We start from the raw sequence: 22,491 nt of genomic DNA, 5'->3' as shown, positions 1-22,491 counted from the left end.
AACCCCGGCAGCGACGCTGCTAGAGGGCTCAGGCGAGGTGTTCAGGCCTCGGGCCGGGCGTGCGCTTCGGCGATCCGGGAAAACGCCGCAATGTCAATGACTTCGCCGCGGGCGGTGGGGTCCACGCCGGCGGCCCGCAGGCACCGTTCCGCCTCGGCCGCGCCCCCGGCCCAGCCTGCCAGCGCCGCGCGCAGGGTCTTGCGGCGTTGCGCAAAGGCCGCGTCGATTACGGCGAAAACCTGTTCCCGGGTTGCGGTGGTGACCGGTGGCTCCCGGCGGGTGAAGGCGACGAGGCCGGAGTGGATCTTGGGGGCCGGCCAGAAGACGTTCATCCCGATCACGCCGGCCTTGCGCATGCTGCTGTACCAGGCGGCCTTGACCGACGGGACACCGTACGTTTTGGAACCGGGGCCGGCCGCAAGCCGGTCGGCGACCTCGTCCTGGACCATGACGAGGCCGTGCCGGAGGCTGGGGAAGTGCTGCAGCAGGTGCAGGACCACCGGAACGGCAACGTTGTAGGGAAGGTTGGCCACGAGGGCGGTCGGTTCCACGGGAAGCTCCGTGACCCTCATGGCGTCGGCGAGGACAAGGTGGAAGCTGTCCGCGGCCTCTGGGCGCCACTGGCGGACCGTCGCGGGAAGTTTCGCCGCGAGGACCGGGTCGATTTCGACGGCGACGACCGACTGCGCGGCGTCGAGCAGGCCGAGGGTCAGTGATCCCAGGCCCGGACCCACTTCCAGCACGGTCTCGTCGGGGTGGATGCCGGCGGCGGCAACGATCCGGCGGATGGTGTTGCCGTCGATGACAAAGTTCTGGCCCAGCGTCTTGGTGGGCCGGACCCCGATTTCCTCGGCCAGCCGGCGGATGTCGGAGGCGCCCATCAGGGGTGCGGGCGTGGTTCCGGTCGCTTTGGCGGGTTCGGCCGCGCTGGCGCGCGCGCTTCCGGGAGCGTCGGGAGACGCGAGGGGGGTCGGTTCAGTCACCTAGGTATCCTATCCCGCGGGGACAGGACAAAGGCCGGGTCCGGAGCCGGACCCGGCCTTTGCGGGAGGGATGGCCGTGGTCAGCCGCCGCTCCCGCCGTCGTTCTTCAGCAGCAGAAGGGGGTGTCCGCCGCGCGTTTAGCGGGCGGCCCAGCCGCAGCCCCAGGGCTGCAGGCCGCGCTGCGCGTAGACGCGGTTGGCAATATCGATCTGCTGGGCCTTGGTGGCGAGGCTGGCGTTGGGCGCATACGCGCCGCCACCGGCGCCGAGCCAGGTCCGGATATCGAACTGCAGGCCGCCGTAGTAGCCGTTGCCGTTGTTGATCGACCAGTTTCCGGTCGACTCGCACTGGGCGATCTTGTTCCACATGGCTTCGTTCATCATTGCCGGAGCGGCGGCACCGGAGTTTCCGGCCTGCGCGGCGGGCTTGGGCTTTTCCTTGGTGCCGACCGTGACCTTCTCGGGAACGGGCTGGACAGTGACCGCCTCGGATACGAGGGTCCGGGACGCTTCGCGGCCGTCCACGAGGACCAGCTTGAAGCTCTTGTTCAGGGTGCCCGCCACGCCTGCCTGGGTCACGTCCTTCTCACCCTTGAAGAGTTCCGCGCTCTCGGTGCTGACGGTCTGGAACGGCACGGGCTCGGTTACTTCGGCCGTCTTGCTGACGTCGATGCGGGAAACCTTGATGACCATGTCATTGACGACAGGAGCGTTGCCGGGCTGGGAGGTCCGGTCGCTGGCGCCGACGGTGACGCCCGCGTCGGCCAGGAGCTGGGAGACGGTGGCTGCGGTCGTGGTGGTCTGGGCGGCCTTGCCGTCCGCGACGATGTTCACGGTCTTCGGCGTCGAGATGGTCACGAAGGAGCCGGAAACTGCCAGCTGGGCGTCTTTCGGGACGGAGACTTCCGAGGCGCTGGCGACGCCGAGCTCCGTGACGAGGCCCTCGACCGTGGGCGAGGTGGTGCTGATGGTCCGTTCCGCGCCGTCGAGGCTGACTTTTACAGCCTTGGCGAGGTTGACGTTGATGACCGATCCGTTCTGCACGTGGGAATCCGCCGAAGGCGAAACCCTGTCAGATGGCTGCAGTTCAACCTGGGCGCCCTTGACGACCTGGCCGACGGTGCCGCCGAACGTCTGCACGGAACTTACTTTTCCGTCGACGTTGAGCGTGACTGTCTTGTTGTTTCCGACGAAGGCCACGAGGCCAAGCACGAGTGCCACGAGCACTACTACGTGGGTGCCGACTTTGACGAAGCTGAACTTGCCGTCCGAGGTGAAGAACTTGACCACGATTGCCCGTATCTCTTGGACCATCCGGGCACGGGGAAAGCGCACAGGATCAGCTGCCGCGAACGCCCCTTGGGGCAGCTCCGGAACGGGTCCGGCTGTTCGCAGTTACTGTGTGCACTGCCACACTCACAAACGAGAGCGCGCCTGTGGATCGATGGCCACATTGCGCGCCCTGCAGGAGTGAAGTTATCCGAAGGCCTTCCCCGACCCCGGCTAATAGTTGACCACTGTAACCGTAGCGTTATAAAGCAACCAAGAAATTGTACATACCCGGTATGGTCGGCGTGGGCCCTTGGAGATGGTTTTTTAGCTCCACGATCCGTACGCCCGCACCGTATTTTCGGTGATTTGGGCGCACAGCCCCGAGAGCTCGCTTCCAGTCAATTCGGCCATGGCCCGCACGGTGTACGGCACCATGTAGCTGGCATTCGGGCGGCCCCGGTGCGGGTGCGGCGTCAGGAACGGCGCGTCGGTTTCGACCAGGATTCTGGACGGCTCCGCGATCGCCAGGGCTTCGCGCAGGTTTACCGCGTTCTTGAACGTCACGGTGCCGGCGAAGGACATGTACCAGCCCTCGTCGTTGCAGACCCGCGCCAGCGGTTCGCCACCGGAAAAGCAGTGGAAGACCACCCGTTCGGGGGCGCCTTCCTCGCGCAGGACCTGCACAACGTCGTCGTGGGCGTCCCGGTCGTGGATCTGCAGCGTCAGCCCGAGCCGCTTGGCGATGTCGATGTGCCGGCGGAAGGAATAGCGCTGGTGGGCCAGCCCGTCCCCCTCCGTGCGGAAGAAGTCCAGGCCGGTCTCCCCGATCGCCCGGATCCGGGGATGCGAGGCCAGCGCCTCGATCTCGGCCAGCGCCTCCTCCAGCTCCCCCCGCGCAGCATAGAGCGGGGCGTCATTGGGATGGAGCGCCACCGCGCCCAGCAGCCGTGCGTCCAGCTCAACGGCGCGGACCGTGAACCGGGAGGACTCCAGGTCACACCCCACCTGCACGGCGCCCTTTACGCCGACTGCCTCGGCCGCATCCAGGGCGTCCTGAACGCTGACCGTCACGTCGGCGCTGGGGAAGTCCAGGTGCGTGTGGTTGTCCAGCACCGGGACCGGAAGGGGTTCCGGCGCGGGCGGGTATCCTTGCCGGTCAGCACCATCGCTGCCCGGGGCGCGAAAGGAGACCGGAGTTCGGGAATTGCACATCAGTCCACCTTAACCGGGAGCCCCCGGAGCAGCCGAACCCAGCGTTTAACGCCGGTGGGTTAAGTTGTCCTGGAGGTGGTGTCTGGAGATTTACCCGGAACTCTCTGTCAGCCCCGGCAGTTCTGTTAGTACTCTGTTATGAATACAGGCGAACACCGATGACGAGCCCGGCAATCCGTGCCGATCCGTCCCGGCTACGCACCAGGGCTGAAAGGCTGCCGATGGACTACCACCGCACCTCCATACACGAAGTGCTCCCTGAGGACCATGCCTTCCAAGACGGCTCTGCTGTGGACGGGAACGGGGTTGCCCGGCGGCCGGCACGGTTGCCCGCGGCCATGGACGCGGAACAGTTCCACGCGGCCAGCGAGCGCATCCTGAAGGCCATCAACACCGTGATCGACGGCAAGGCGGAAGCGGCGAAGCTGGCGCTGACCGTGCTCCTGGCGCAGGGGCACCTGCTGCTTGAGGACGTCCCCGGGGTCGGCAAGACCCTGTTGGCGAAGACGCTGGCCCGCACCATCGACTGTTCGGTGAGCCGGATCCAGTTCACGCCGGACCTGCTGCCCTCCGATGTCACCGGCGTCTCCATCTACAACCAGGCGTCCCGGTCTTTCGAGTTCCGGCCGGGGGCCGTGTTCGCCAACATCGTCATCGGTGATGAAATCAACCGCGCCTCCGCCAAGACACAGTCGGCGTTGCTGGAGTGCATGGAAGAGCACCAGGTCACGGTGGACGGCAAGTCCTACATTCTGGATGAGCCCTTCATGGTGGTGGCCACCCAGAACCCCATCGAGATGGAAGGGACCTACCCGCTCCCGGAGGCGCAGCGGGACCGTTTCATGGCGCGGATTTCCATGGGCTACCCGGACAAGGAAGCCGAAATGGAGATGCTGGAGACCCACCAGGCGACGTCACCGTTGACACGCGTGACCGCTGTGGTGAGCGCCGGTGACGTGGCGGCCATGATTGCCACAGTGCAGCAGGTCTACGTCTCGCAGTCGATCAAGGAGTACACGGTGTCGCTGGGGCGGGCCACCCGGGAAAGCGGCATGCTCCGGCTGGGCGCCAGTCCCCGGTCCATGCTCCAGCTGCTCCGCGCGGCCAAGGCCACAGCGGCCCTGGCGGGTAGGGACTTCGTGTTGCCGGACGACGTCGTGAGCGTGGCCGAAGCGGTCCTGGCGCACCGGATCATCCTGGACCGCAAGGCAGCCAGCACCGGGGAGACGCCGCAAAGCGTTATCCGGGCCGTGCTGGCAAAGATCCCGGTCACGCCCGAGGTGGGCGGGGCGCCGGTTTCCGGCAACGGCCGGAGCCCCATTCCTGCCAGGGCGGCGGACCCCTCCCTTCCGCCGCATCGCCGCTAGGGTGGTTCCGCCGTGGCGCTGATGGACCGGTTTCCCAGACACATCTTCAGCACGCGCGGCTGGGGCCTGCTGGGCGCGGGCGGCACCTTCCTGCTGGCGGCCCAGGTGATGGGACGCCGTGACCTGCTGGCGCTGGCCATCTTCCTGGTTGTCCTGCCGCTGCTCGCCCTGGCCGGAACCCGGGTCCTCAAACCAAGGTTCCAGGTCTACCGTGAGTTCCATCCCTCCACCGTGGAAACCGCTGCCACCACGACAGTCCTGCTGGCCGTGGCCCGGACCGGGGCAGGCTCCGGTCAGGCCCTCATGGAGGAAAAGCTGCCGGCCAGATTCGGCGAATCACCCGTGTTCCGTTTTCCGGCGCGTTCGGCTACCGGAGGCACCAGCCGCTACGAGTACCACTTGCGGTCCGCGAAACGGGGCCAGTTCCGGATCGGCCCGGTCACGGCCGAATTCAGCGACCCGTTCGGTCTGTCGCTGCACCGCCACGCGATCGACGACGGCGACATCCTCACCGTGACGCCGGCCGCCGTCGAACTGCCGGTGACGGGCCTGGCCGGGGCCCGCGGGCACGACGGTGTCACTGCCACCAGGATCCGCGCCAACCCCAGCGACGACGACGTGATGACCCGCGAATACCGCCACGGCGATCCGATGCGGCGCGTGCACTGGGCCGCCACCGCACGGCATGGTGAACTCATGGTCCGGCAGGAGGAATCCGTGACCACCCCGGAGGCCACCATCATCCTGGACCAGCGGCTTGCGGCCTTTCCCCGCGCCGCCCACTCCCACAGCCATGTCTCCGGCGTAGCGGACGCGGACGGCCACGAAATCAGCACCAGTGCGGACTTCGAGTGGGCGGTGACGGCCGCCATGTCAATCTGCGCCCACCTCTCCGAGCGCAATTACGCCCTGCGCTTCCTGGACACCGACGGCGAGCCCGCGTTCCTGCATTCCCCGTCTGCCCCCGAACCTGTTGCCGAGGAATACATCGGGTCCGCCGGTCAGCAGTCTGTCGCCGAGAGCCTGGCCGCCATTCACCTCAGCAGGCCCCTGCACGCTCGCCGAGACCCGCATGCACCGTCCCGGCGCGGCACTCCGGCCGGGACCGACTCCGCGCCGCGGCCCTTCGATGACCGGCTCATGGACAAACTGGCCGCGCACCGGCTGCGCGGACCGCTCCTCGCCATCCTCGGCACCGTGACGCCGCGTGAGGCCCGGGATCTCGCCCCTGCGGCCGGCTTCGGCGTCAATGCCTTTGCCCTTGTCATCACGGAGCAGGCGCAGGAAACCGGCGAAGTCCTCGAAACGTTGCGGCTCGGCGGCTGGCGGGCCATTGCCGTCTCCGCCTCGACGGCACACGCGGCCGCCTGGTCAGCCTTTGACGAGGACGAGGCAGTTACTCCTCCCCGTACCGCCGACGTTCCGCCCGGCGTGGGGGTGGGGTCATGACACTCACCCCGCAACGGCATCCCGCGGCAGACTCCGGTCCGGCCAGGACCGAAGACGCGGCCACCGTCCTTGCGCCCGCTGACGCCCCCCGGCGGCAACGCGTGGGCGCCCATCCCTGGATCATGGCCCTGGCAATCGCCACTGCCGTCGCGGGGGCGGCCCTGGGGCTCAACGGCGTCCTGCGGGGCTGGGCCTGGTACTCCCCCGTGGTGACGACCGTCTTCACAGTCGCCCTGACCATGGCAGGCCTCCGGGCACTCCGGTGGCGCACCGTCTTCGTTGGTCTGGGCGGCCTGGTCTCGCTCGTGATGATCCTGACGTTCACCTTCTTCCGCCCGCACAGCACCATCGGTTTTATCCCCTCCGGGGCCACCATGACCCAGCTGGGCCGGTACCTGCGCCGCGCCAGCGAGACCGTCCTGGCCGAGAGCGCCCCGGTGGCACCCAACGCCGGGATCGTGCTGGTGATCTGCGCCGTCCTCGGGCTGCTGGTGATGCTCATCGATGCCCTGGCGTACCCGTTGGCGCTGCCGGCTACCAGCGGACTCGGAATCCTGGCCATCCTCGTGGTCCCGGCCATGGTCAAACCCCAAAGCGTCGGTGTGCTCGGCTTCGCGGGCGCCGCCGTCGGATACCTGCTGATCCTGGCCAGCAGCCAGTGGTTTGCCCCGGATCCCCGAACCCGGGCGGACACCGCCCGCAATCCCGGGCAGCTCCGGCGGGCTTCACTCACCGGAGCCCTGGCCCTGACCGTCACGCTCCTGCTGCAGCTGGTGATCCCCGGCTTTGACCAGGGCACCTTCCCCCAGGGTTCGCGGCTCAACCCGTTCGGCTCGGCTACCGGACTGAATCCGATGATCAGTTTGGGCAACAGCCTGCGGAGCCCGACCGGCGAGGGCCGCATCACCTACGCGACGAACTCCCCGTCCGCCCCGTACCTCCGCTCCGTGACCGTGGACAGCTTCAACGGTGAGTCCTGGTCCCCGGACGACCGGGAGGACACGCGGCGGGTGGGCACCGGCCGGATCGATTCGGGGCTGGAGTCAGTCGCGACCGAACTCCGGGTGGTCACGGCCGTCAACACGGGCCAGTTCACCAGCCCGTACCTTCCCGTGCCGTATGCCCCCGAGGCGGTTAATGGCCTGACCGGGCGCTGGACCTGGGACCCTGCCACGCTCAGCATCAAGGGACTGGACACTAATTCAAGGGACCAGCAGTACGTTGTGCTCTCGACGGCCCCCCAGTTGACGCCGGACGTGCTGGCGCAGGCCCCAACCCCGCCCCAGGGAGTCCCGGAGCTGTTCTTCCAGTCTCCGGCCAACGTTCCGGAAATCGTGCGCACGACGGCCGAAAAGGTGACTGCCGGCAGCGAGACCGCCTACGCCAGGGCGGTTGCAATCCAGAAGTACCTGCGCTCCCCGGAGTTCACCTACTCCCTGCAGTCCCCGGTGCAGGGCGGCTACGACGGGAACGGACTCTCGGTGCTGGCGGACTTCCTCACCCTGAAGAGCGGCTACTGCATCCACTTCGCCTCCGCCATGGCCGTCATGGCCCGGCTGGAGGGGATCCCCAGCCGGATCGCCGTCGGTTACGCGCCGGGCCGCCCCACCGGCGGAACGGTGTCCCTTGCGGGCCAGGGCGCGCTGCCGGAATTCGAGGTGGACGCCCGGGACGCCCATGCGTGGCCGGAACTCTACTTCCAGGGCGTGGGCTGGGTGGCGTTCGAACCCACCCCGTCGCGTGGGGTTGTCCCGCCCTACACCACCGAGAACGCTCCTTCCAGCGGCGCCAGCACCAACGAAAACAACGAAGGCCTGCTCCCTATCGACGAGGAAAACCCCACCCCGCTGCCCCAGGTCCCCCCGGTTCCGCTCCCCGGCGCGCAGGCCCCGGCGGACGCGAGCACCCAGTGGCTGCCGGCACTCTACAGCGCCGGAGCCCTGCTGCTGGTGGGCTTGCTGGTGGCGTCCCCCCATCTGGCGCGACGGGGCGTCCGGCGGCGGCGCCTGAAGGCTGGCGGCGGAGCAGGCGGCGGGTCTGCATTGCCGGCCTTCGCCGAACTGCGCGATCTCGCCACGGACTACGGAGTTGCACCCCGGACCAGTGAGACGCCTCGGCACTTCTCCGAGCGGTTGCGCGGTTCCGTCGCCCTGGGTGGAGCCGATGGTCCCGGCGCTGCCGCCCACGCCGCGGTGTCGGCCCTCACCGACGATTTCGAGCGGCACCAGTACGGACGCCCCGGCGGCTGGGCTGGCGGCAACCGTCTGAACGGCTCCGAGACGTCGGCCGCCGCCCGGATTTCCGCCGTCCAGTCCGCACTGCGGACCAACGCGCGGCTGCTCGTGCGAGTCCGTGCTGCCTGGCTTCCGCCCTCGGTCATGGGCAGCTGGCGCCGGTCGATGTCCGCTCCCGCCCGGGCCGTGTCCCAAACAGCAAAGCGCACCCGGCGGGGCGTTGCGGGTTCCTGGGTGAGGATCCGCAACGTGTTCCGCCGGGTGCGCCGGAGCTAGCTAGCTCGCCGTCCAGCCCCCTGAGGGGTCCGCCGTTAGACGGCGTAGGGGTCGGCGATGCCGATGTACTGCGTGTAGAGGTATTCCTCGATGCCCTCCAGGCCGCCTTCACGTCCGAGGCCGGACTGCTTGACCCCGCCAAACGGTGCCGCCGCGTTGGAGATCACGCCTGCGTTCAGGCCCAGCATGCCGGTTTCGAGGCGTTCGCCCATCCGGAGGCCGCGGTTCAGGTCCTTGGTAAAGACGTAAGCCACCAGCCCGTACTCAGTGTTGTTGGCCAGCCGCACGGCCTCGTCTTCGGTGGAGAACGTGATGATCGGTGCGACCGGACCGAAGATTTCCTCGGACAGGATCCGGGTGCCCTCGGAGACGCCCTTCAGAATGGTGGGCTGGTAGAAGTACCCCGGCCCGTCCACCGGGCCGCCGCCGACGATCGCCACGGCACCGGAGGAAACAGCATCGCTGACCAGTTCGTGCACCTTGTTCCGGCTCTTCGCATCGATCAGCGGTCCCACCTTGGACTCCGCTTCCGTTCCCCGGGCTGTGGTCATCCCGCCCATTTTCGCGGCAAACTTCTCGGCAAACTCGTCCGCGACGGACTCGTGCACGATGAAGCGGTTCGCGGCGGTGCAGGCCTCGCCCATGTTCCGCAGCTTTGCCAGCATCGCCCCGGCGACGGCGGCATCGACGTCGGCGTCCTCGAACACGACGAACGGGGCGTTGCCGCCGAGCTCCATCGAGGTCCGCAGGACCGTCTCGGAGGCGTCGGCGAGCAGCCGGCGGCCGACTTCGGTGGAACCGGTGAAGGAAAGCTTGCGCAGCCGGGAATCCTTGATCAGCGGACCCGTTGTGGCGCCGGCGGTGGACGTGGGGATCACGTTCAGGACACCGGCCGGCAGGCCGGCCTCCATCATCACGGCGGCAAACAGCTGCGAGGTCAGCGGGGTGAGGTTCGCGGACTTGAGCACCATGGTGCACCCTGCGGCCACGGCCGGCGCAATCTTACGGGTGGCCATCGCCAGCGGGAAGTTCCACGGGGTGATCAGGAGGCAGGGGCCCACCGGCTTCTTCGTCACCAGGAGCCGGGACTTCCCGTCCGGGGAGACGGAGTAGCGGCCAAAGGCGCGGACGGCTTCCTCGGAGAACCAGCGCAGGAACTCGGCACCGTAGGTGACTTCACCGCGTGCCTCCGCGAGCGGCTTGCCCATCTCGAGGGTCATCAGCAGCGCGAAGTCCTCGGCACGCTCGGTGACCAGTTCGAAGGCTTTGCGCAGGATCTCGCCACGCTGCCGCGGGGGCACCTTCGCCCAGGACTCCTGGGCGGCGGCGGCGGCATCCAGCGCGGCGGCACCATCCTCGGGCCCCGCGTCGGCGATGCTCAGCAGCACCTTGCCGGTCGAGGGGTCCTCAACGTCAAAGGTCTTTCCCGAGGCAGCCGGGCGCCACTGCCCGTCAATCAGCAGGCCCGTCGGAACAGAGGCCAGCAGCGCGCTCTCGCGCTCAGCGGTCACATTGGGCTGGGCAGTTACGGTCACGATTGACTCCCTCGTCGGCAATTCGGGGTGAACTTTGGTTGGCTCCGGCGCTGGGCGCCAGCGCTGGATTTACCATCACGGTACTGCCGCATTCTCCGGGATGTCTACGCATGCCCGCACTACAGCCACGGGGATCCGCTGTGCAGCTGCACAGCCACGCGGTCGATCGCCCGGCGGCCGCATGCGGCCGGATCAGCGGGCAGCGAGCACCGCGGAGTAGAGCTCCCGCTTGCTGACCCGGCTCTCTTCGGCCACCGCGGCGACCGCTTCCTTCAGCCGAATCCCCTGGGCAATCAGTGCGTTGACGGCTGCCACGTGGTCCTCCGGCTTGCCCGGTTCCCGTTCCGGGGCCCCTCCGACGACGACGGCAATCTCACCGCGCACCTCGTTGCTCTCGGCCCACTCCAGCAGTTCGCGGAGGCTGCCGCGGATGACTTCCTCGTACGTCTTGGTCAGTTCCCGGCAGACGGCAGCCCTGCGGTCCGCACCGAACCGCTCGCGCAGGGCGCGGAGCATCGGCTCCAGCCGGTGCGGGGCTTCAAAGAACACCATGGTGCGGCGCTCGGCATCAAGGTCCGCCAGCCGGGAAGACCGTTCACCGGCCTTCCGCGGCAGGAAGCCCTCGAAGCAGAAGCGGTCCGTCGGCAGCCCGGACAGGGCCAATGCCGTGAGCACGGCCGAGGGCCCGGGGACGGCGGTGACCGTGAGCCCGGCCGCAACGGCCCCTTCGACCAGCCGGAAACCCGGATCCGAGACGGACGGCATGCCGGCATCGGTGACCATCACCAGGGTCTTCCCGGACCGGACCTGATCCAGGAGCTCGCCGGTCTTCGCCACCTCGTTGTGCTCGTGGTAGCTGATCACGCGGCCACCGACGGTGACGCCCAGGCCCTGGACCAGCCGGTGCAGCCGCCTGGTGTCCTCCGCCGCGACGATGTCCGCCGTCGTCAGCAGTTCGATCAGCCGCGCCGAAGCGTCACCGACGTTGCCGATCGGCGTAGCCGCCAGCACGATCCGGCCGGGGCCTGCCGGCGTCGCGGCCGCCGGAACGCCGTCCGGAACAGCGGGCTGATCTCCGGCGTCGCCGGCCTGATTCGGGGAAGTGCTCATGTCATGGTCCACACGACCAGCCTACTGCGGGCCGGCGGGCGGCCGGCGCCCAGCTGCAAAAGGTAGCATGGCAACGTGACGCAGACCCCCACGCGGCCCGCCGAGGCCGGTTCAGCCGGACCGGCGCCCTCCACGGCCCCTTCCGGACGCAATCTGGAGGGGCACCGCTGGATCAGCCGCCCCGCGGAGGCCTATACCCCCGAAGCTCTCAGGGAGCGCCTCCTCGGCGGTATTCAGAGCTGGCGGGACTATCCGCCGTCGCTGCGCCTGTGGTTCTGGCTGATCCCTGCCATCACCGCCGCCCTCGGCGGCATCCTGCGCTTCGTCCGGCTGGACACGCCCCGCAATCTGGTCTTCGACGAAACCTACTACGTCAAGGACGGCTATTCCTTCCTGGTCAGCGGCTACGAGCGGGCCTGGCCGGAGAAGGCCAACGATTCCTTCATCGCCGGCAACCCCGGGGTTCTGCTGGACACTCCCGAGTACGTGGTCCACCCGCCGGTGGGCAAATGGATGATCGCCGCGGGAATGTGGCTCTTCGGCCCGGACAACCCCTTCGGATGGCGGTTCGGAGCGGCCCTGACCGGAACGCTGTCGATTTTCCTGCTGGCCCTGATCGCGCAGAAACTGTTCAGCTCGCTGACCCTCGGGGCGGTGGCCGGCGTGCTGCTGGCGATCGACGGGCACCACCTGGTGATGTCCCGAACGTCCCTGTTGGATATCTTCCTGATGTTCTGGGTGCTGGCCGCGTTTGGAGCCCTGCTGCTGGACCGCCACGACGGCCGGCGCCGGCTCGCGGTACGGCTCGGCCGGCAGGCCGCCTCCTCCCCCGACGGCAGGCCGTCGGCCCTTCAGCTCGCCTCCGGCCCCTGGCTTGGCATCCGGTGGTGGCGCATTCTGGCGGGCGTGTGCCTGGGCCTCGCGGTCGGGACCAAATGGTCCGCCCTGTTCTTCCTTGCCGGGTTTGGACTGTTGACCGTCTTCTGGGACCTGAGTGCACGACGGACCGCCGGAATCCACGGCTGGATCAGCGGCGGGATCCTCAAGGACGGCGTTCCGGCGTTCCTGAGCATCGTCCCGGTCGCGGCACTCACCTACGCCGCGAGCTGGACCGGCTGGTTCCGGTCCCGGGACGCCTATTTCCGGCACTGGGCGGAGACCAGCCCGTCTGCGGAATGGGGGTGGCTGCCCAACGCGGTGCGGTCCCTGGCCCACTACCACCTTGAAGCGTACAAGTTCCATCAGGGGCTCAGCGCGGACCATCCCTACGAGGCAAGCGCCTGGAGCTGGCTGGTGCTCGGCCGGCCCACCTCATTCTTCTACGAATCCCCCCAACCGGGCAGCCCCGGCTGCGGAACAGGCAGCTGCGCCACAGCCATCCTCTCGGTGGGCAACCCAGTGATCTGGTGGAGCGCCGCGATCTCCCTGGGTGTCCTGCTCTTCTGGTGGGCCGGCCGGCGGGACTGGCGGGCCGGGGCGGTCCTCGCGGGCGTCGCCGCTGGCTACCTGCCCTGGTTTCTGTATCCGGACCGCACCATGTTCTTCTTCTACGCCGTATCCTTCGAGCCGTTCCTGATCCTCGCCCTCGTCTATTGCCTGGGCCTCGTGCTGGGCAAGCGGACGGACCCGCTCTGGCGCCGTCGCTCCGGTTTGTACATCGTGACGCTCTTTGTGGTCACGGCCGTTGTGGTGTCCGCCTTCTTCTACCCGGTCTGGGCAGCCGAGACTATTCCCTACCAGGACTGGCGGTTCCGGATGTGGATGCCGTCCTGGATCTAGGGCAGGATTGCAGGGTAGGTCCGCCGCCGCCCGGCGGACGCGGAACGGAGACCCGGCTGTGAGAGAAGCAAGTACCGGACTGCTCGTGGAGCTCGATCCGAACAGCAACGTGACGGACCTGCTGCTGGCACAACATGCCAAGGATCCGGTCTCGGCGCTCTATTCCCGCAAGGGACCGGCCGGCTGGGCCGACGTCTCCGCCCAGCAGTTCCTCAACCAGGTCACGGCCCTGGCCAAGGGCCTCATTGCCGGCGGCCTCGCCCCGGGAGAAACGGTGGCGGTCATGTCAGGGACCCGCTACGAGTGGACGGTGGTGGACTTTGCCATCTGGTTTGCCGGCGGCGTGACGGTTCCCATCTACGAGACGTCCTCCCCCAACCAGGTCGAATGGATCCTCCATGACTCCGGCGCCCGGCGCGTCTTCGCGGAAAATGAGGCCACGGTCAGCCTCTTCCGGGACGTCCTGGACAACTCCCGGCTGCTCGGCGACCGTCTGGTCCCGGTCGTCCGGATGGACCACGACGGCGCCGCCCCCAACCTGGCCACCCTCGCCGCCGCCGGGACCGGCGTGAGCAGCACGGAGCTGGAACGGCACCGGACCGCGGCGGACCTGGCGGACGTGGCCTCGCTGGTGTACACCTCTGGAACCACGGGCCGGCCCAAGGGGTGCGAGATCACCCACGGGAACTTCGCCCTCGTGGCCAGGAACATGGTGCTGTTCCTGCCCGAACTTCTGCTGCAGCCCCGCTCCCGCACCCTGATGTTCCTCCCGCTGGCCCATGTCCTGGCCCGCGCCGTGCAGGTCGTCTGCCTCAGCGCCGGGACCACCCTGGGCCACACCTCCAACGCGAAGGAACTCCTGGAGGACCTGTCCAGTTTCAAGCCCACGTTCCTGCTGGCGGTGCCCAGGGTTTTCGAAAAAATCCACACCGGAGCCGCGCACAAAGCGGCGCTGGCGGGCAAGCAACGGCTGTTCGGAGCGGCCGCCGCCGTAGCCATTAACTATTCGAAGGCCGTGGACGCCGCGGCACGAGGGACAGGCACCGGACCCGGCCCGGCAGTCCGCGCCAAGCATGCCCTTTTCGAACGGCTGCTGTATCCGAAGCTTCGGCAGGCGTTCGGGGGGCAGCTCCGCTACACCGTCTCCGGCGCCAGCCCGTTGAGCGCGAACGACGCCCACTTCTTCCGCGGCGCGGGCATCCCGGTCCTGGAAGGCTATGGACTGACCGAAACCACGGCGCCCTGCACGGCCAACACCCCGACCCGGACCAAGGTGGGGACTGTCGGCATTCCGGTCCCGGGTACCACCATCCGGATCGCGGAGGACGGCGAGATCCTGGTGAAGGGGATCGGCGTCTTCAAGGGTTACCACGCCAACGCTGCCGCCAACGCCGAAGCGTTCGTGGACGGCTTCTTCCGGACCGGAGACCTCGGGTCTCTGGACGAGGACGGCTTCCTGACCATAACCGGGAGGAAGAAGGACCTGCTGGTGACGGCAGGTGGCAAGAACGTGGCCCCGGGGCCGCTGGAGGAAAAGATCCGCGAGCATCAGCTCGTGGGCCAGGCGGTGGTCCTCGGCGACGGCAGGCCGTTCGTTTCGGCGCTGGTGAACCTGGATCCCGAAGGCCTGGAGAACTGGTGCGCCACGCAGCGGATCGCCCCGATTTCCGTGGCCGATGCGACGGGCGACGAACGGGTCCGGGCTGCCATCCAGGGGGCCATCGACGAGGCAAACTCGCTTGTGTCCCAGGCGGAGTCCATCCGCAGCTTCGTGCTGCTGGACGCCGACTTCAGCGTGGAATCCGGGCACCTGACGCCGTCCCTGAAACTCAAGAGGGACGCCGTCGTGCGGGATTTCCAGGCGCATATCGCCCGGATCTACGGCTAACGCACAGCGTTCAACCCGGCGGCGGCGTATTGCCCGGGCGGTGCCTGGCCTAGACGGTGCTGGAATGGCCCCGGGAAGGCTTGCCGTCCGCTTCTGACTGGTCCGTTCCCGCAGCCGCCCCGGTTCCGGCCTCGCTGGCTGCCGCCCCGTCCGGTCCCTCAGCAGTAGCCGCGTTCGCTTCGGCCTTCCGCGCTTTGGCGCGCTTGAAGCGTGAACGCATTCCGCCGGATTCTTCGGCTGGCTCCCCCGTCGCCGTCCCCTCCGCAGCCGCGTCCTCCACGGGCGCGCCGTCCTCGGGCGCGCCGTCCTCGGAAGTGAAGTCCGTTGACTGGCGGTCCCCGGCGGCGCTGCCCGCTGCGGCACCTCTCCTGGGCAGGCCGCGGCGCTTCCGGGTGGGCCAGGTGAGGATCAGCGTCACCAGGGAGGTGAGCAGGACCAGGGCCCCGATGACGATGCCGGCGTCCACCCAGAACTGGCCCGGGAACAAGCGGATCAGGGTGTCCTGCAGAGAGAAGGTCCAGGTGCCATTGGCGAAGAACAGCCGGTGGAACTCGGTGAAGAACTGCTCCCAGCTGAGAACGGCGAGCACCGCCAGGCCGATGATGAGACCGAGGGTGACGATGGAGCCGGCAAACAGGCCACGGCGTACTCCCCCGGTGCTGCGGCGCCGCAGGTAGGCGATGGCGATGACGCTGAAAAGCATCAGCAGGACGCCGGCACCGAAAGCGGCCAGGATGACGAGCTTGACGTCCGCCATGTGGCTGACTTCGCCTTCCTTGAAAAGCTGGTCGCCGCTGCGGTCGACGAGCTCTCCAAGGTAACGCGGGCCGGACCAGTTGCTGAGATAGTCCACGGCGTAGGAGCCGTACGTCATCCGGTCGTCCGTGCTGAAGCCGTAGCCGTCGCCCGGGAAGCCTGGACGGTTGTACTCGACCCACAGGAACAGGGGGCTGGTGACGGCCCGGACGGCCAGGACCAGCAGGATGATCGGGAAGCAAATGGCCAGCAGGACCTGCATGACGCGCGGCAGGACGGGCTTGGTGTTCGCCGCGTGTTCGCGTTCGGCGTTCCGGCGTTCCACCTCTTCCTGGGGTGGGCGGATCTGGAGGGCGGAAGTGTGCAGCGGCTCCTCCCGCGGATCCGGTGACGCGGCCGCGGCATCGGCGGCCTTGCGGTCGGCGCGGCGGCCCGGCGCGGCACTCGTCCCGGCAACGCCGGTTTCCGGGACAGCGCTCGCCCCGGCAACGCCGGTTTCCGGGACAGCGCTCGCTCCGGCGCGTCCGGCGTCGTTGTCGGGTTCCTCCGTGCCCGCCGGTGCCGGTTTCATCCAGTCGAAGGCGGGCTCGTCGCTGTCATCGGCGGGATCCAGGCGCGGACCCTGTCGATCCGGAGAGGTGGGACTTGTGTCAGTCACTGCAGCTTCGCTTCCGTAGGCTTCCGTGCCGCCCGGCCTGCGCCTGGCAACGCAATATCTCTGGTTCCGAGCCTACCGCCAGACCCTCCGGGCGGGCGAGGTGCCACCCCGGGGGCCCGCCGGGATTACGGCGGCGATTTTCGCCGGACCGAAGGCGGCTGCGGGGCGGGCGCGCCGTCAGCGTTTCGCGTACTGCGCCCACGGGATGTTCCAGTCGCCGAAGCCCTCCAGCGGCTCCACCGGCGGGGCGCCGGTATTGAGCGTCTGGACCACGTCACCGCTCGTCATATTGTTGAAGAACCAAGCGGCGTCCGCGGGGAGCAGGCCAACGCAGCCGTGCGAGACGTTGGACCGGCCCACTGCCCGCCAGGCCGACTCGAGGGCCTGGTGGACGTAGACACCGGAGCTTGTCAGCCGGTTGGCATATTCCACGGTCAGCGGCGGGTAGTAACCCTTGTCTCCGGGCTTCAAGCCGATGCTTCCAGCGTTGAATTTAGAGTGCCGTTCCTGCTCCATGATGACGGCAAAGCCGCTGGGTGAGAGCCAGTCGTCATCCCCCAGTGTCACCGGCGCGGTCCGGACCAACTGCCCGTCGAAGTACACCTTCATCGTCTTGGTGATGTCATCCACGACGGCGAGGCGCTGCGGCCCCACCTTGAAGGACACCAGGACGTTGGAGTTGCCGATCATCTTGTTGCCGAAATCCACGCCGAAGAGCTTCAGGTCGACCGTGACTTGGGTGTTCGCGGCCCAGAACGCCTCGGGACGGATTCGCACCCGCCGGTCCGAATACCAGCGCCACGCGACGGCCTGGCCCGAAGAAGCGGTGACGGTAACCGCCTTCTCCATCGCCTCCTTGTTCAGGACGGGCTCACTGAAGACAATCTCAATGGGCTGTCCCGCGCCGACGGTGGTGCCGTTGCGGGGGTACACCGCAGCATCGGCCTCGTTGGCTTTGGCCACCGTGCTGAAGGTCTGGGATTTCTTCGTCTCCCGGCCCGCTTCGTCGACGATCGTGAAGGAGTATGTGTAACGGGTGTCGAATTCCAGTGGATCCTGCGCGGTCCAGGTGGATTCGTCGGGGCTGGTTGTCCCCGGTACCCGGTCCCCGCCGTCGACAGGTTCCAGCACGACGTCCTTTACGAGGCCGTTGACGGCCTTGACGGAGGCTGCCGCGGCAGGGTTGACGTCTTTGGCATCATCGGTGGGGGTAACGCCCAGCTCGACGGGTTTAACCACCGGGGCGCCGAGGCCGGGAACGTTCCGCATGGGCGATGACGATTCCGAGGGCATGGCACCGCCGGCCCAGCCCGGGGAGCTGGCGACACCGATCCCGCCGGCGCCGACCGCCGCGCAGAGCAGCAGCACGGCGGCCATTTTCCTGGCGGACTTTCCGTTGGCCGGGCCGCCGGACCGCGGACCGCTCACGGTCTCCTCGCGTCGGCGCCCCATACCTCGAACCTTCATCATTTCTTCCATCTTCCGTCCCCCAACCGAATTTCCACTCCTGGCGTCCGCGCAGCCGTCCGCGGCCTTTCGCCTCAGTTCGCGTACTGCGCCCAGGGGATGTTCCAATCCCCGTAGCCGTCGTCGAAGGCGGCGAAGTCTCCTTCGGTGTTGACCACCTGGACCACGTCACCGGTGGTCATATTGTCGAACACCCATTGCGCACCGTCCGGCCCGAGGCCGACGCAGCCGTGCGAAAGGTTTGCCTTGCCGAGAAAGGGCATGGCCGAGTCCGTGGCCTGGTGGATGAACTCCCCGCTTGTGGTCAAGCGCGTGGCGAAGTTGACGTCGAGCTGGCCGTAGTACGCGGGGTCGCCCGGCTTGAGCCCGATGGTGGACGCATCCATGTGCTCCACGCGGTACTTCTCCATGAACACAAGGTACCCGCGGGCAGAAGGGAACCGGGTGTCGCCCATGGTCGCAGGCCATTTGCCGACCTGCTGGTCGTTGATGCTGGCCGTGAACGTGTGCGCGGTCGCGTCGGCGATGGCGACCTTCTTGTCGCCGATGTGGACGGTGACCTTCTTGTTGAAGTTGCCGATCTGCCCCTTGCCGAGGTCCACGCCGAACAGCTGCATGTCCATCGTGATGGTGCTGTTTGCCGCCCAGAAACTCTCCGGACGGTACCTGACCATCGTGTCGCTGAACCAGTGGAAGTCACCCGCCTGCCCGGACGTGGAGGTGATCTTGATGGCCTTCTCGACGGCGTCCCGGTTCAGGACCGGTTCGCTGAAAGTGATCTGCAGGGGCTGCGCGACGCCGACCTTCATGCCGTCCAGCGGGTAGATCGCGGCGTCGGCCTCATTGGCGGTGGAGACCGTGGTGAAGCTTTGCGTGGTGTTGCTCTTGCGCCCGGCGTCATCCAGCACGGAGAACGTGTACGTGTAGCGGGTATTGAATTTCAGCGGCTCCGACGCTGTCCAGCTGGCGCCGGCGGCACTGAGGCTGCCCTTTACCGCGCCGCCGGAATCGCTGGTGAGGGCCACCCGCTCGATTTTTCCGTTGCTGACTTTCAAGGTCACCGGCGCGCCCGGGTTGACCTGCGTGGCGGCCTTGGCCGGGGAGACATCCAGCCTGACCGGGGCCACCACGGGGAAGGCCAGTCCCGGCGTCGAACGTTCCGGCGACGCGGCCTCGGACGCGAAGGTCGGGTGGGCCAGCGGACCTGCCGCGGCAAACACTCCGCCGCCGGCCGCCAGGGCGCAAACCGCTCCGAGCAGGACGAGCTTGCGGCCGGTGCTCCAGCCTTCCGGGGCGATCACGATACTCAGGTCCTTCCAGACGTTACCTTGCCAGCATAAGCGAACCCGTGGCCCAATCCACCGGCCGGTTCCGCCACGATACGGTCACGAAGAAGGGGCTCCGGACCGGGCGGTCCGGAAGCCCCTTCCAGCTGTGCTTGCTCCTAGTAGCGGTAGTGCTCCGGCTTGAACGGACCGGCCACATCCAGGTCCAGGTACTCGGCCTGCTCCTTGGACAGCTCGGTCAGTTCGACGCCGAGGGCGTCCAGATGCAGCCGGGCGACCTTCTCGTCGAGAATCTTCGGCAGCACGTAGACCTGCTTTTCGTACTCGCGCCCGCCCTCGGGCTGGTCCCGCTTGGTGAACAGTTCAATCTGCGCGATCGTCTGGTTGGCGAAGGAGTTGCTCATTACGAACGAGGGGTGCCCGGTGGCGTTGCCGAGGTTCAACAACCGGCCCTCGGAGAGGACGATGATGGACCGTGCTGCCGGGGTACCTTCATCGAAGATCCACTCATGCACCTGCGGCTTGATCTCGACCTTCTTGATGCCGGGGATCCGGCCGAGTCCGGCCATGTCGATCTCGTTGTCGAAATGGCCGATGTTGCCCACGATGGCCTTGTCGCGCATGCCGGCCATGTGCTCGGCCATGATGACGTCCTTGTTGCCGGTGGTGGTGATGAAGATGTGGCCCTCGCTGAGCACGGATTCCAGCTTCGCGACCTGATACCCGTCCATGGCGGCTTGGAGCGCGCAGATCGGGTCGATCTCGGTCACGATTACCCGGGACCCCTGGCCGCGGAAGGCTTCCGCGGCACCCTTGCCGACGTCGCCGTAGCCGCAGACGACGGCGACCTTGCCGCCCATGAGGACATCGGTGGCGCGGTTGATGCCGTCCGGCAGCGAGTGGCGGATGCCGTACTTGTTGTCGAACTTGCTCTTGGTAACCGAGTCGTTGACATTGATCGCCGGGAACAGCAGCTTTCCCTGCTCGGCCAGCTGGTACAGGCGGTGCACGCCGGTGGTGGTTTCCTCGGTGACGCCGAGCAGGCGGGAGCCGATCCTGGTCCACCTCTGGGCGTCCTCCTGCAGTGAGGCGCGCAGCACGTCCAGGAAGATCCGGCCTTCTTCGGATTCATCGGCAGCGGCGTCCGGCACGGCTCCGAGCGCTTCGAATTCGACGCCCTTGTGCACCAGCATCGTGGCGTCGCCGCCGTCGTCAAGGATCATGTTCGCGCCGAGGTCCGGGTCGGTGTCCGCGCCCGGCCACGTGAGGATCTGCTGGGCGGTCCACCAGTATTCCTCGAGGGTTTCGCCCTTCCAGGCGAAGACCGGGACGCCCTGCGGGTCCTCGACGGTTCCGTTGCCCACCACAACGGCGGCCGCTGCCTCGTCCTGGGTGGAGAAGATGTTGCAGGACGCCCAGCGGACCTCGGCGCCAAGGGCGGTGAGGGTCTCGATCAGCACCGCGGTCTGCACCGTCATGTGCAGGGAGCCGGCGATCCGTGCGCCCTTGAGCGGCTGGCTGGCGCCGAATTCCGCGCGCAGGGACATCAGGCCGGGCATTTCGTGCTCGGCCAGGCGGATCTGGTGGCGGCCGGCTTCGGCCAGGGAGATGTCCGCGATCTTGTAGTCGAGAGTCATGTGAATCCTTTGTGTTGCCGGCTGGTCGTCGGTGGCCGGGTGGCTGTGACCTTGCGTGTCGGTGACTGGAAGTAGTTCGGCGCCGCTTGTTTCGGGGATTGGCGCGGAAGGACAGGTCCGGGCGGGGGCCGCCGCGGGACGGGCCTTGCTGCTGCTGGTCCCGTCCTTGCCCTAACCCGCGGCGCGGGGCCCGGCGTCGTGCTGGTCGGAGGGCGCAGCGGTGGCAGCCGGGAGCAGCTCCGGCGGCAGCAGCAGCGGGATACCGTCCTCGATGCGGTAGCGCGGCTTCGCGCCGGAATCGTCTGCCGCCGTCGCGACGAGCTCCTCGCCCTCCTGGACCAGGGCGGATCCAGTGACGGGGCATCGGAGGACAGACAAGAGCTCAGGACTGAGATTCGGCATGGTGAACGCTCCTGGTGGGCGCCGCAGCAGGCGCCGGTGGCTTACGGATTTTGCAGTTCCAAGCCTACCGCCAGTTGCAGCTCACGATGGTTCGCGCAAAATGCGCAGGTGCCCCCTGCGGGTGCCTTCCGCCGCGGCGGGCGCCTCCAGGGCGGGGTGCGCGCTCCGCTGGCCCGGGACCGGGTCCGACGCGCGGGGACGCGAAGCTGCCTCGCGGACGGCGTTTGCCAGCGCCAGCAGGTCGTCCGGGCCGGGCCCCGCCGGGGTTGCCGGCATGGCCAGCCGAAGGACTTCCCAGCCACGCGGGACGGTCAGGGATCCGGCATGCTGCTCGCACAGGTCATAGCAGTGCGGTTCGGCGTAGGTGGCCAGGGGCCCCAGCACTGCGGTGGAGTCCGCATAGACGTACGTCAAAGTGGCCACCGCCGAATTGCGGCAGGCTGACCTTGAACAAAGACGAATGGCACCCACGACATCACAGACTACTCCCCTTCCGCGCCGGATTCCCGCACCCGGGGACCTCCCGCGGCGGGTCGCGGGGGCCATATCGCGTAAATCATCCGCCGGGTTTAGAGTCAACATATGCAGTCATCGCACCAAGATCCGGGTTTTACGGTCCGCTTGGCTGACCCCGCCGCCGCAGCCGGCGACGTTTCCGCTGCCCCGGCCGGTTCCGGTCGCGGCGCCGCGCCAAGGGGATTCCGGCAGCGGCGCAGGAACAGGCACGGGCGCGGCCTTCGGGGCGAACTCATGCTGCCCACCCTGCCGGCATACCGGACACGCTCCGAGCGCTTCGACGATTTCGTCCTCGACTCGGCCCAGCGGCTCCATGACATCTGGGGCAAACCGCTGGACGGCGTGCGCTTCGCCGTGGACGAGATCCCTCCGGGCCTGGAACAACTCGTTGCGGATGGTGCCCCTGCCCCGATGGGAGCTTACAGCCCGGCGACTGAGGAAGAGGGTCCGGTCATTACGCTCTTCCGGCTCGTCGTCGAACAGGCCTGCGGCAGCCGGGAGGAACTGCAGGACCTCGTGCACGACGTCGTCGTGGAGCGCACGGCCGAGATGCTTGGCGTGCCGCCCGAATCCCTCGACCCGGTGTACCGCCGCCGCTACTGACCCGGCGGGCGCCGCCGGCCGGCACCGCACCCGATGGCCCCTGCAGCAGCAGCTGCGTACCG

The 22,491-nt window shown here is 68.0% G+C and carries 16 protein-coding genes and 1 pseudogene; 6 read left to right on the top strand and 11 right to left on the bottom strand.

What is annotated here, in order from left to right:
• Positions 1-41: 41 nt before the first annotated feature.
• The 3 genes from rsmA to OM977_RS05800 form a co-directional block, all read right to left on the bottom strand.
• Positions 42-881 carry a 16S rRNA (adenine(1518)-N(6)/adenine(1519)-N(6))-dimethyltransferase RsmA gene (rsmA, locus tag OM977_RS05810; RefSeq protein WP_264357317.1) on the bottom strand — a complete coding sequence of 280 codons (840 nt, stop codon included), beginning with the start codon at positions 879-881 and terminating at the stop codon, positions 42-44.
• Between the two features lie 239 nt (positions 882-1,120).
• Positions 1,121-2,296, bottom strand: coding sequence for a resuscitation-promoting factor (locus OM977_RS05805; RefSeq protein ID WP_264356568.1), 1,176 nt, complete (start codon positions 2,294-2,296; stop codon positions 1,121-1,123).
• A gap of 282 nt (positions 2,297-2,578) precedes the next feature.
• Complete coding sequence (locus OM977_RS05800) at positions 2,579-3,466, bottom strand: TatD family hydrolase (protein WP_264356567.1); 888 nt, start codon at positions 3,464-3,466, stop codon at positions 2,579-2,581.
• Between the two features lie 221 nt (positions 3,467-3,687).
• On the opposite strand from OM977_RS05800, the gene OM977_RS05795 reads away from it, so the two are divergent.
• Genes OM977_RS05795 through OM977_RS05785 form a run of 3 tightly spaced genes read left to right on the top strand, consistent with a single transcriptional unit; the run spans position 3,688 to position 8,792 of the window.
• The gene (locus OM977_RS05795) at positions 3,688-4,833 is read left to right on the top strand and encodes an AAA family ATPase (RefSeq protein WP_264357316.1); all 1,146 of its coding nucleotides are present in this window, start codon (positions 3,688-3,690) and stop codon (positions 4,831-4,833) included.
• 12 nt (positions 4,834-4,845) lie between these two features.
• Positions 4,846-6,282, top strand: a complete 1,437-nt coding sequence (locus OM977_RS05790) for a DUF58 domain-containing protein (RefSeq protein ID WP_264356566.1) — start codon at positions 4,846-4,848, stop codon at positions 6,280-6,282.
• A complete protein-coding gene (locus tag OM977_RS05785; protein WP_264356565.1) occupies positions 6,279-8,792 on the top strand; it encodes a transglutaminase family protein in 2,514 nt (837 codons plus the stop codon). Before OM977_RS05790 ends, OM977_RS05785 begins: the two co-directional genes overlap by 4 nt.
• 35 nt (positions 8,793-8,827) lie before the next feature.
• On the opposite strand, the gene OM977_RS05780 is transcribed toward OM977_RS05785, so the two are convergent.
• Together OM977_RS05780 and rsmI are read right to left on the bottom strand one after the other, a co-directional pair.
• Positions 8,828-10,327 (bottom strand): NAD-dependent succinate-semialdehyde dehydrogenase, encoded by a 1,500-nt coding sequence (locus OM977_RS05780; RefSeq protein ID WP_264356564.1) that lies wholly within the window; start codon positions 10,325-10,327, stop codon positions 8,828-8,830.
• Between the two features lie 192 nt (positions 10,328-10,519).
• A complete protein-coding gene (gene rsmI / locus OM977_RS05775) occupies positions 10,520-11,437 on the bottom strand; it encodes a 16S rRNA (cytidine(1402)-2'-O)-methyltransferase (protein ID WP_442960701.1) in 918 nt (305 codons plus the stop codon).
• A 75-nt stretch (positions 11,438-11,512) separates the two neighbouring features.
• On the opposite strand from rsmI, the gene OM977_RS05770 reads away from it, so the two are divergent.
• Complete coding sequence (locus tag OM977_RS05770) at positions 11,513-13,216, top strand: dolichyl-phosphate-mannose--protein mannosyltransferase (RefSeq protein WP_264356562.1); 1,704 nt, start codon at positions 11,513-11,515, stop codon at positions 13,214-13,216.
• Between the two features lie 58 nt (positions 13,217-13,274).
• On the top strand, positions 13,275-15,104 hold the full coding sequence (locus tag OM977_RS05765) for an AMP-dependent synthetase/ligase (RefSeq protein ID WP_264356561.1): 1,830 nt from the start codon (positions 13,275-13,277) through the stop codon (positions 15,102-15,104).
• A 343-nt stretch (positions 15,105-15,447) separates the two neighbouring features.
• Here the strand turns inward: OM977_RS05765 and OM977_RS05760 are convergent.
• The 6 genes and pseudogenes from OM977_RS05760 to OM977_RS05735 all read right to left on the bottom strand — a co-directional run.
• Positions 15,448-16,518, bottom strand: a pseudogene (locus OM977_RS05760) (TIGR01906 family membrane protein); the annotation flags it as partial.
• Positions 16,519-16,695: 177 nt separating this feature from the next.
• Entirely contained in the window at positions 16,696-17,970 is a 1,275-nt protein-coding gene (locus OM977_RS05755) for a L,D-transpeptidase (protein ID WP_264356560.1), read from the bottom strand.
• An 89-nt stretch (positions 17,971-18,059) separates the two neighbouring features.
• Positions 18,060-19,283: a L,D-transpeptidase gene (locus tag OM977_RS05750; RefSeq protein ID WP_264357315.1), complete on the bottom strand. Its 1,224-nt coding sequence runs from the start codon at positions 19,281-19,283 to the stop codon at positions 18,060-18,062.
• 146 nt (positions 19,284-19,429) lie between these two features.
• A complete protein-coding gene (ahcY, locus tag OM977_RS05745) occupies positions 19,430-20,908 on the bottom strand; it encodes an adenosylhomocysteinase (RefSeq protein ID WP_264356559.1) in 1,479 nt (492 codons plus the stop codon).
• A 171-nt stretch (positions 20,909-21,079) separates the two neighbouring features.
• A complete protein-coding gene (locus tag OM977_RS05740; RefSeq protein WP_264356558.1) occupies positions 21,080-21,310 on the bottom strand; it encodes a Trm112 family protein in 231 nt (76 codons plus the stop codon).
• A gap of 81 nt (positions 21,311-21,391) precedes the next feature.
• Positions 21,392-21,781: a DUF3499 domain-containing protein gene (locus OM977_RS05735; protein ID WP_264356557.1), complete on the bottom strand. Its 390-nt coding sequence runs from the start codon at positions 21,779-21,781 to the stop codon at positions 21,392-21,394.
• A gap of 111 nt (positions 21,782-21,892) precedes the next feature.
• Here OM977_RS05735 and OM977_RS05730 point away from each other — a divergent pair, with 111 nt between their 5' ends.
• Positions 21,893-22,429, top strand: a complete 537-nt coding sequence (locus OM977_RS05730) for a metallopeptidase family protein (protein ID WP_264356556.1) — start codon at positions 21,893-21,895, stop codon at positions 22,427-22,429.
• Positions 22,430-22,491 lie beyond the last annotated feature (62 nt).

Origin of the sequence: Pseudarthrobacter sp. MM222 (assembly GCF_947090775.1) — a bacterium.
GTDB lineage: Bacteria > Actinomycetota > Actinomycetes > Actinomycetales > Micrococcaceae > Arthrobacter.
The sequence above is the reverse complement of the archived record's forward strand: the minus strand, read 5'-3'. Positions and strand labels throughout refer to the sequence as shown.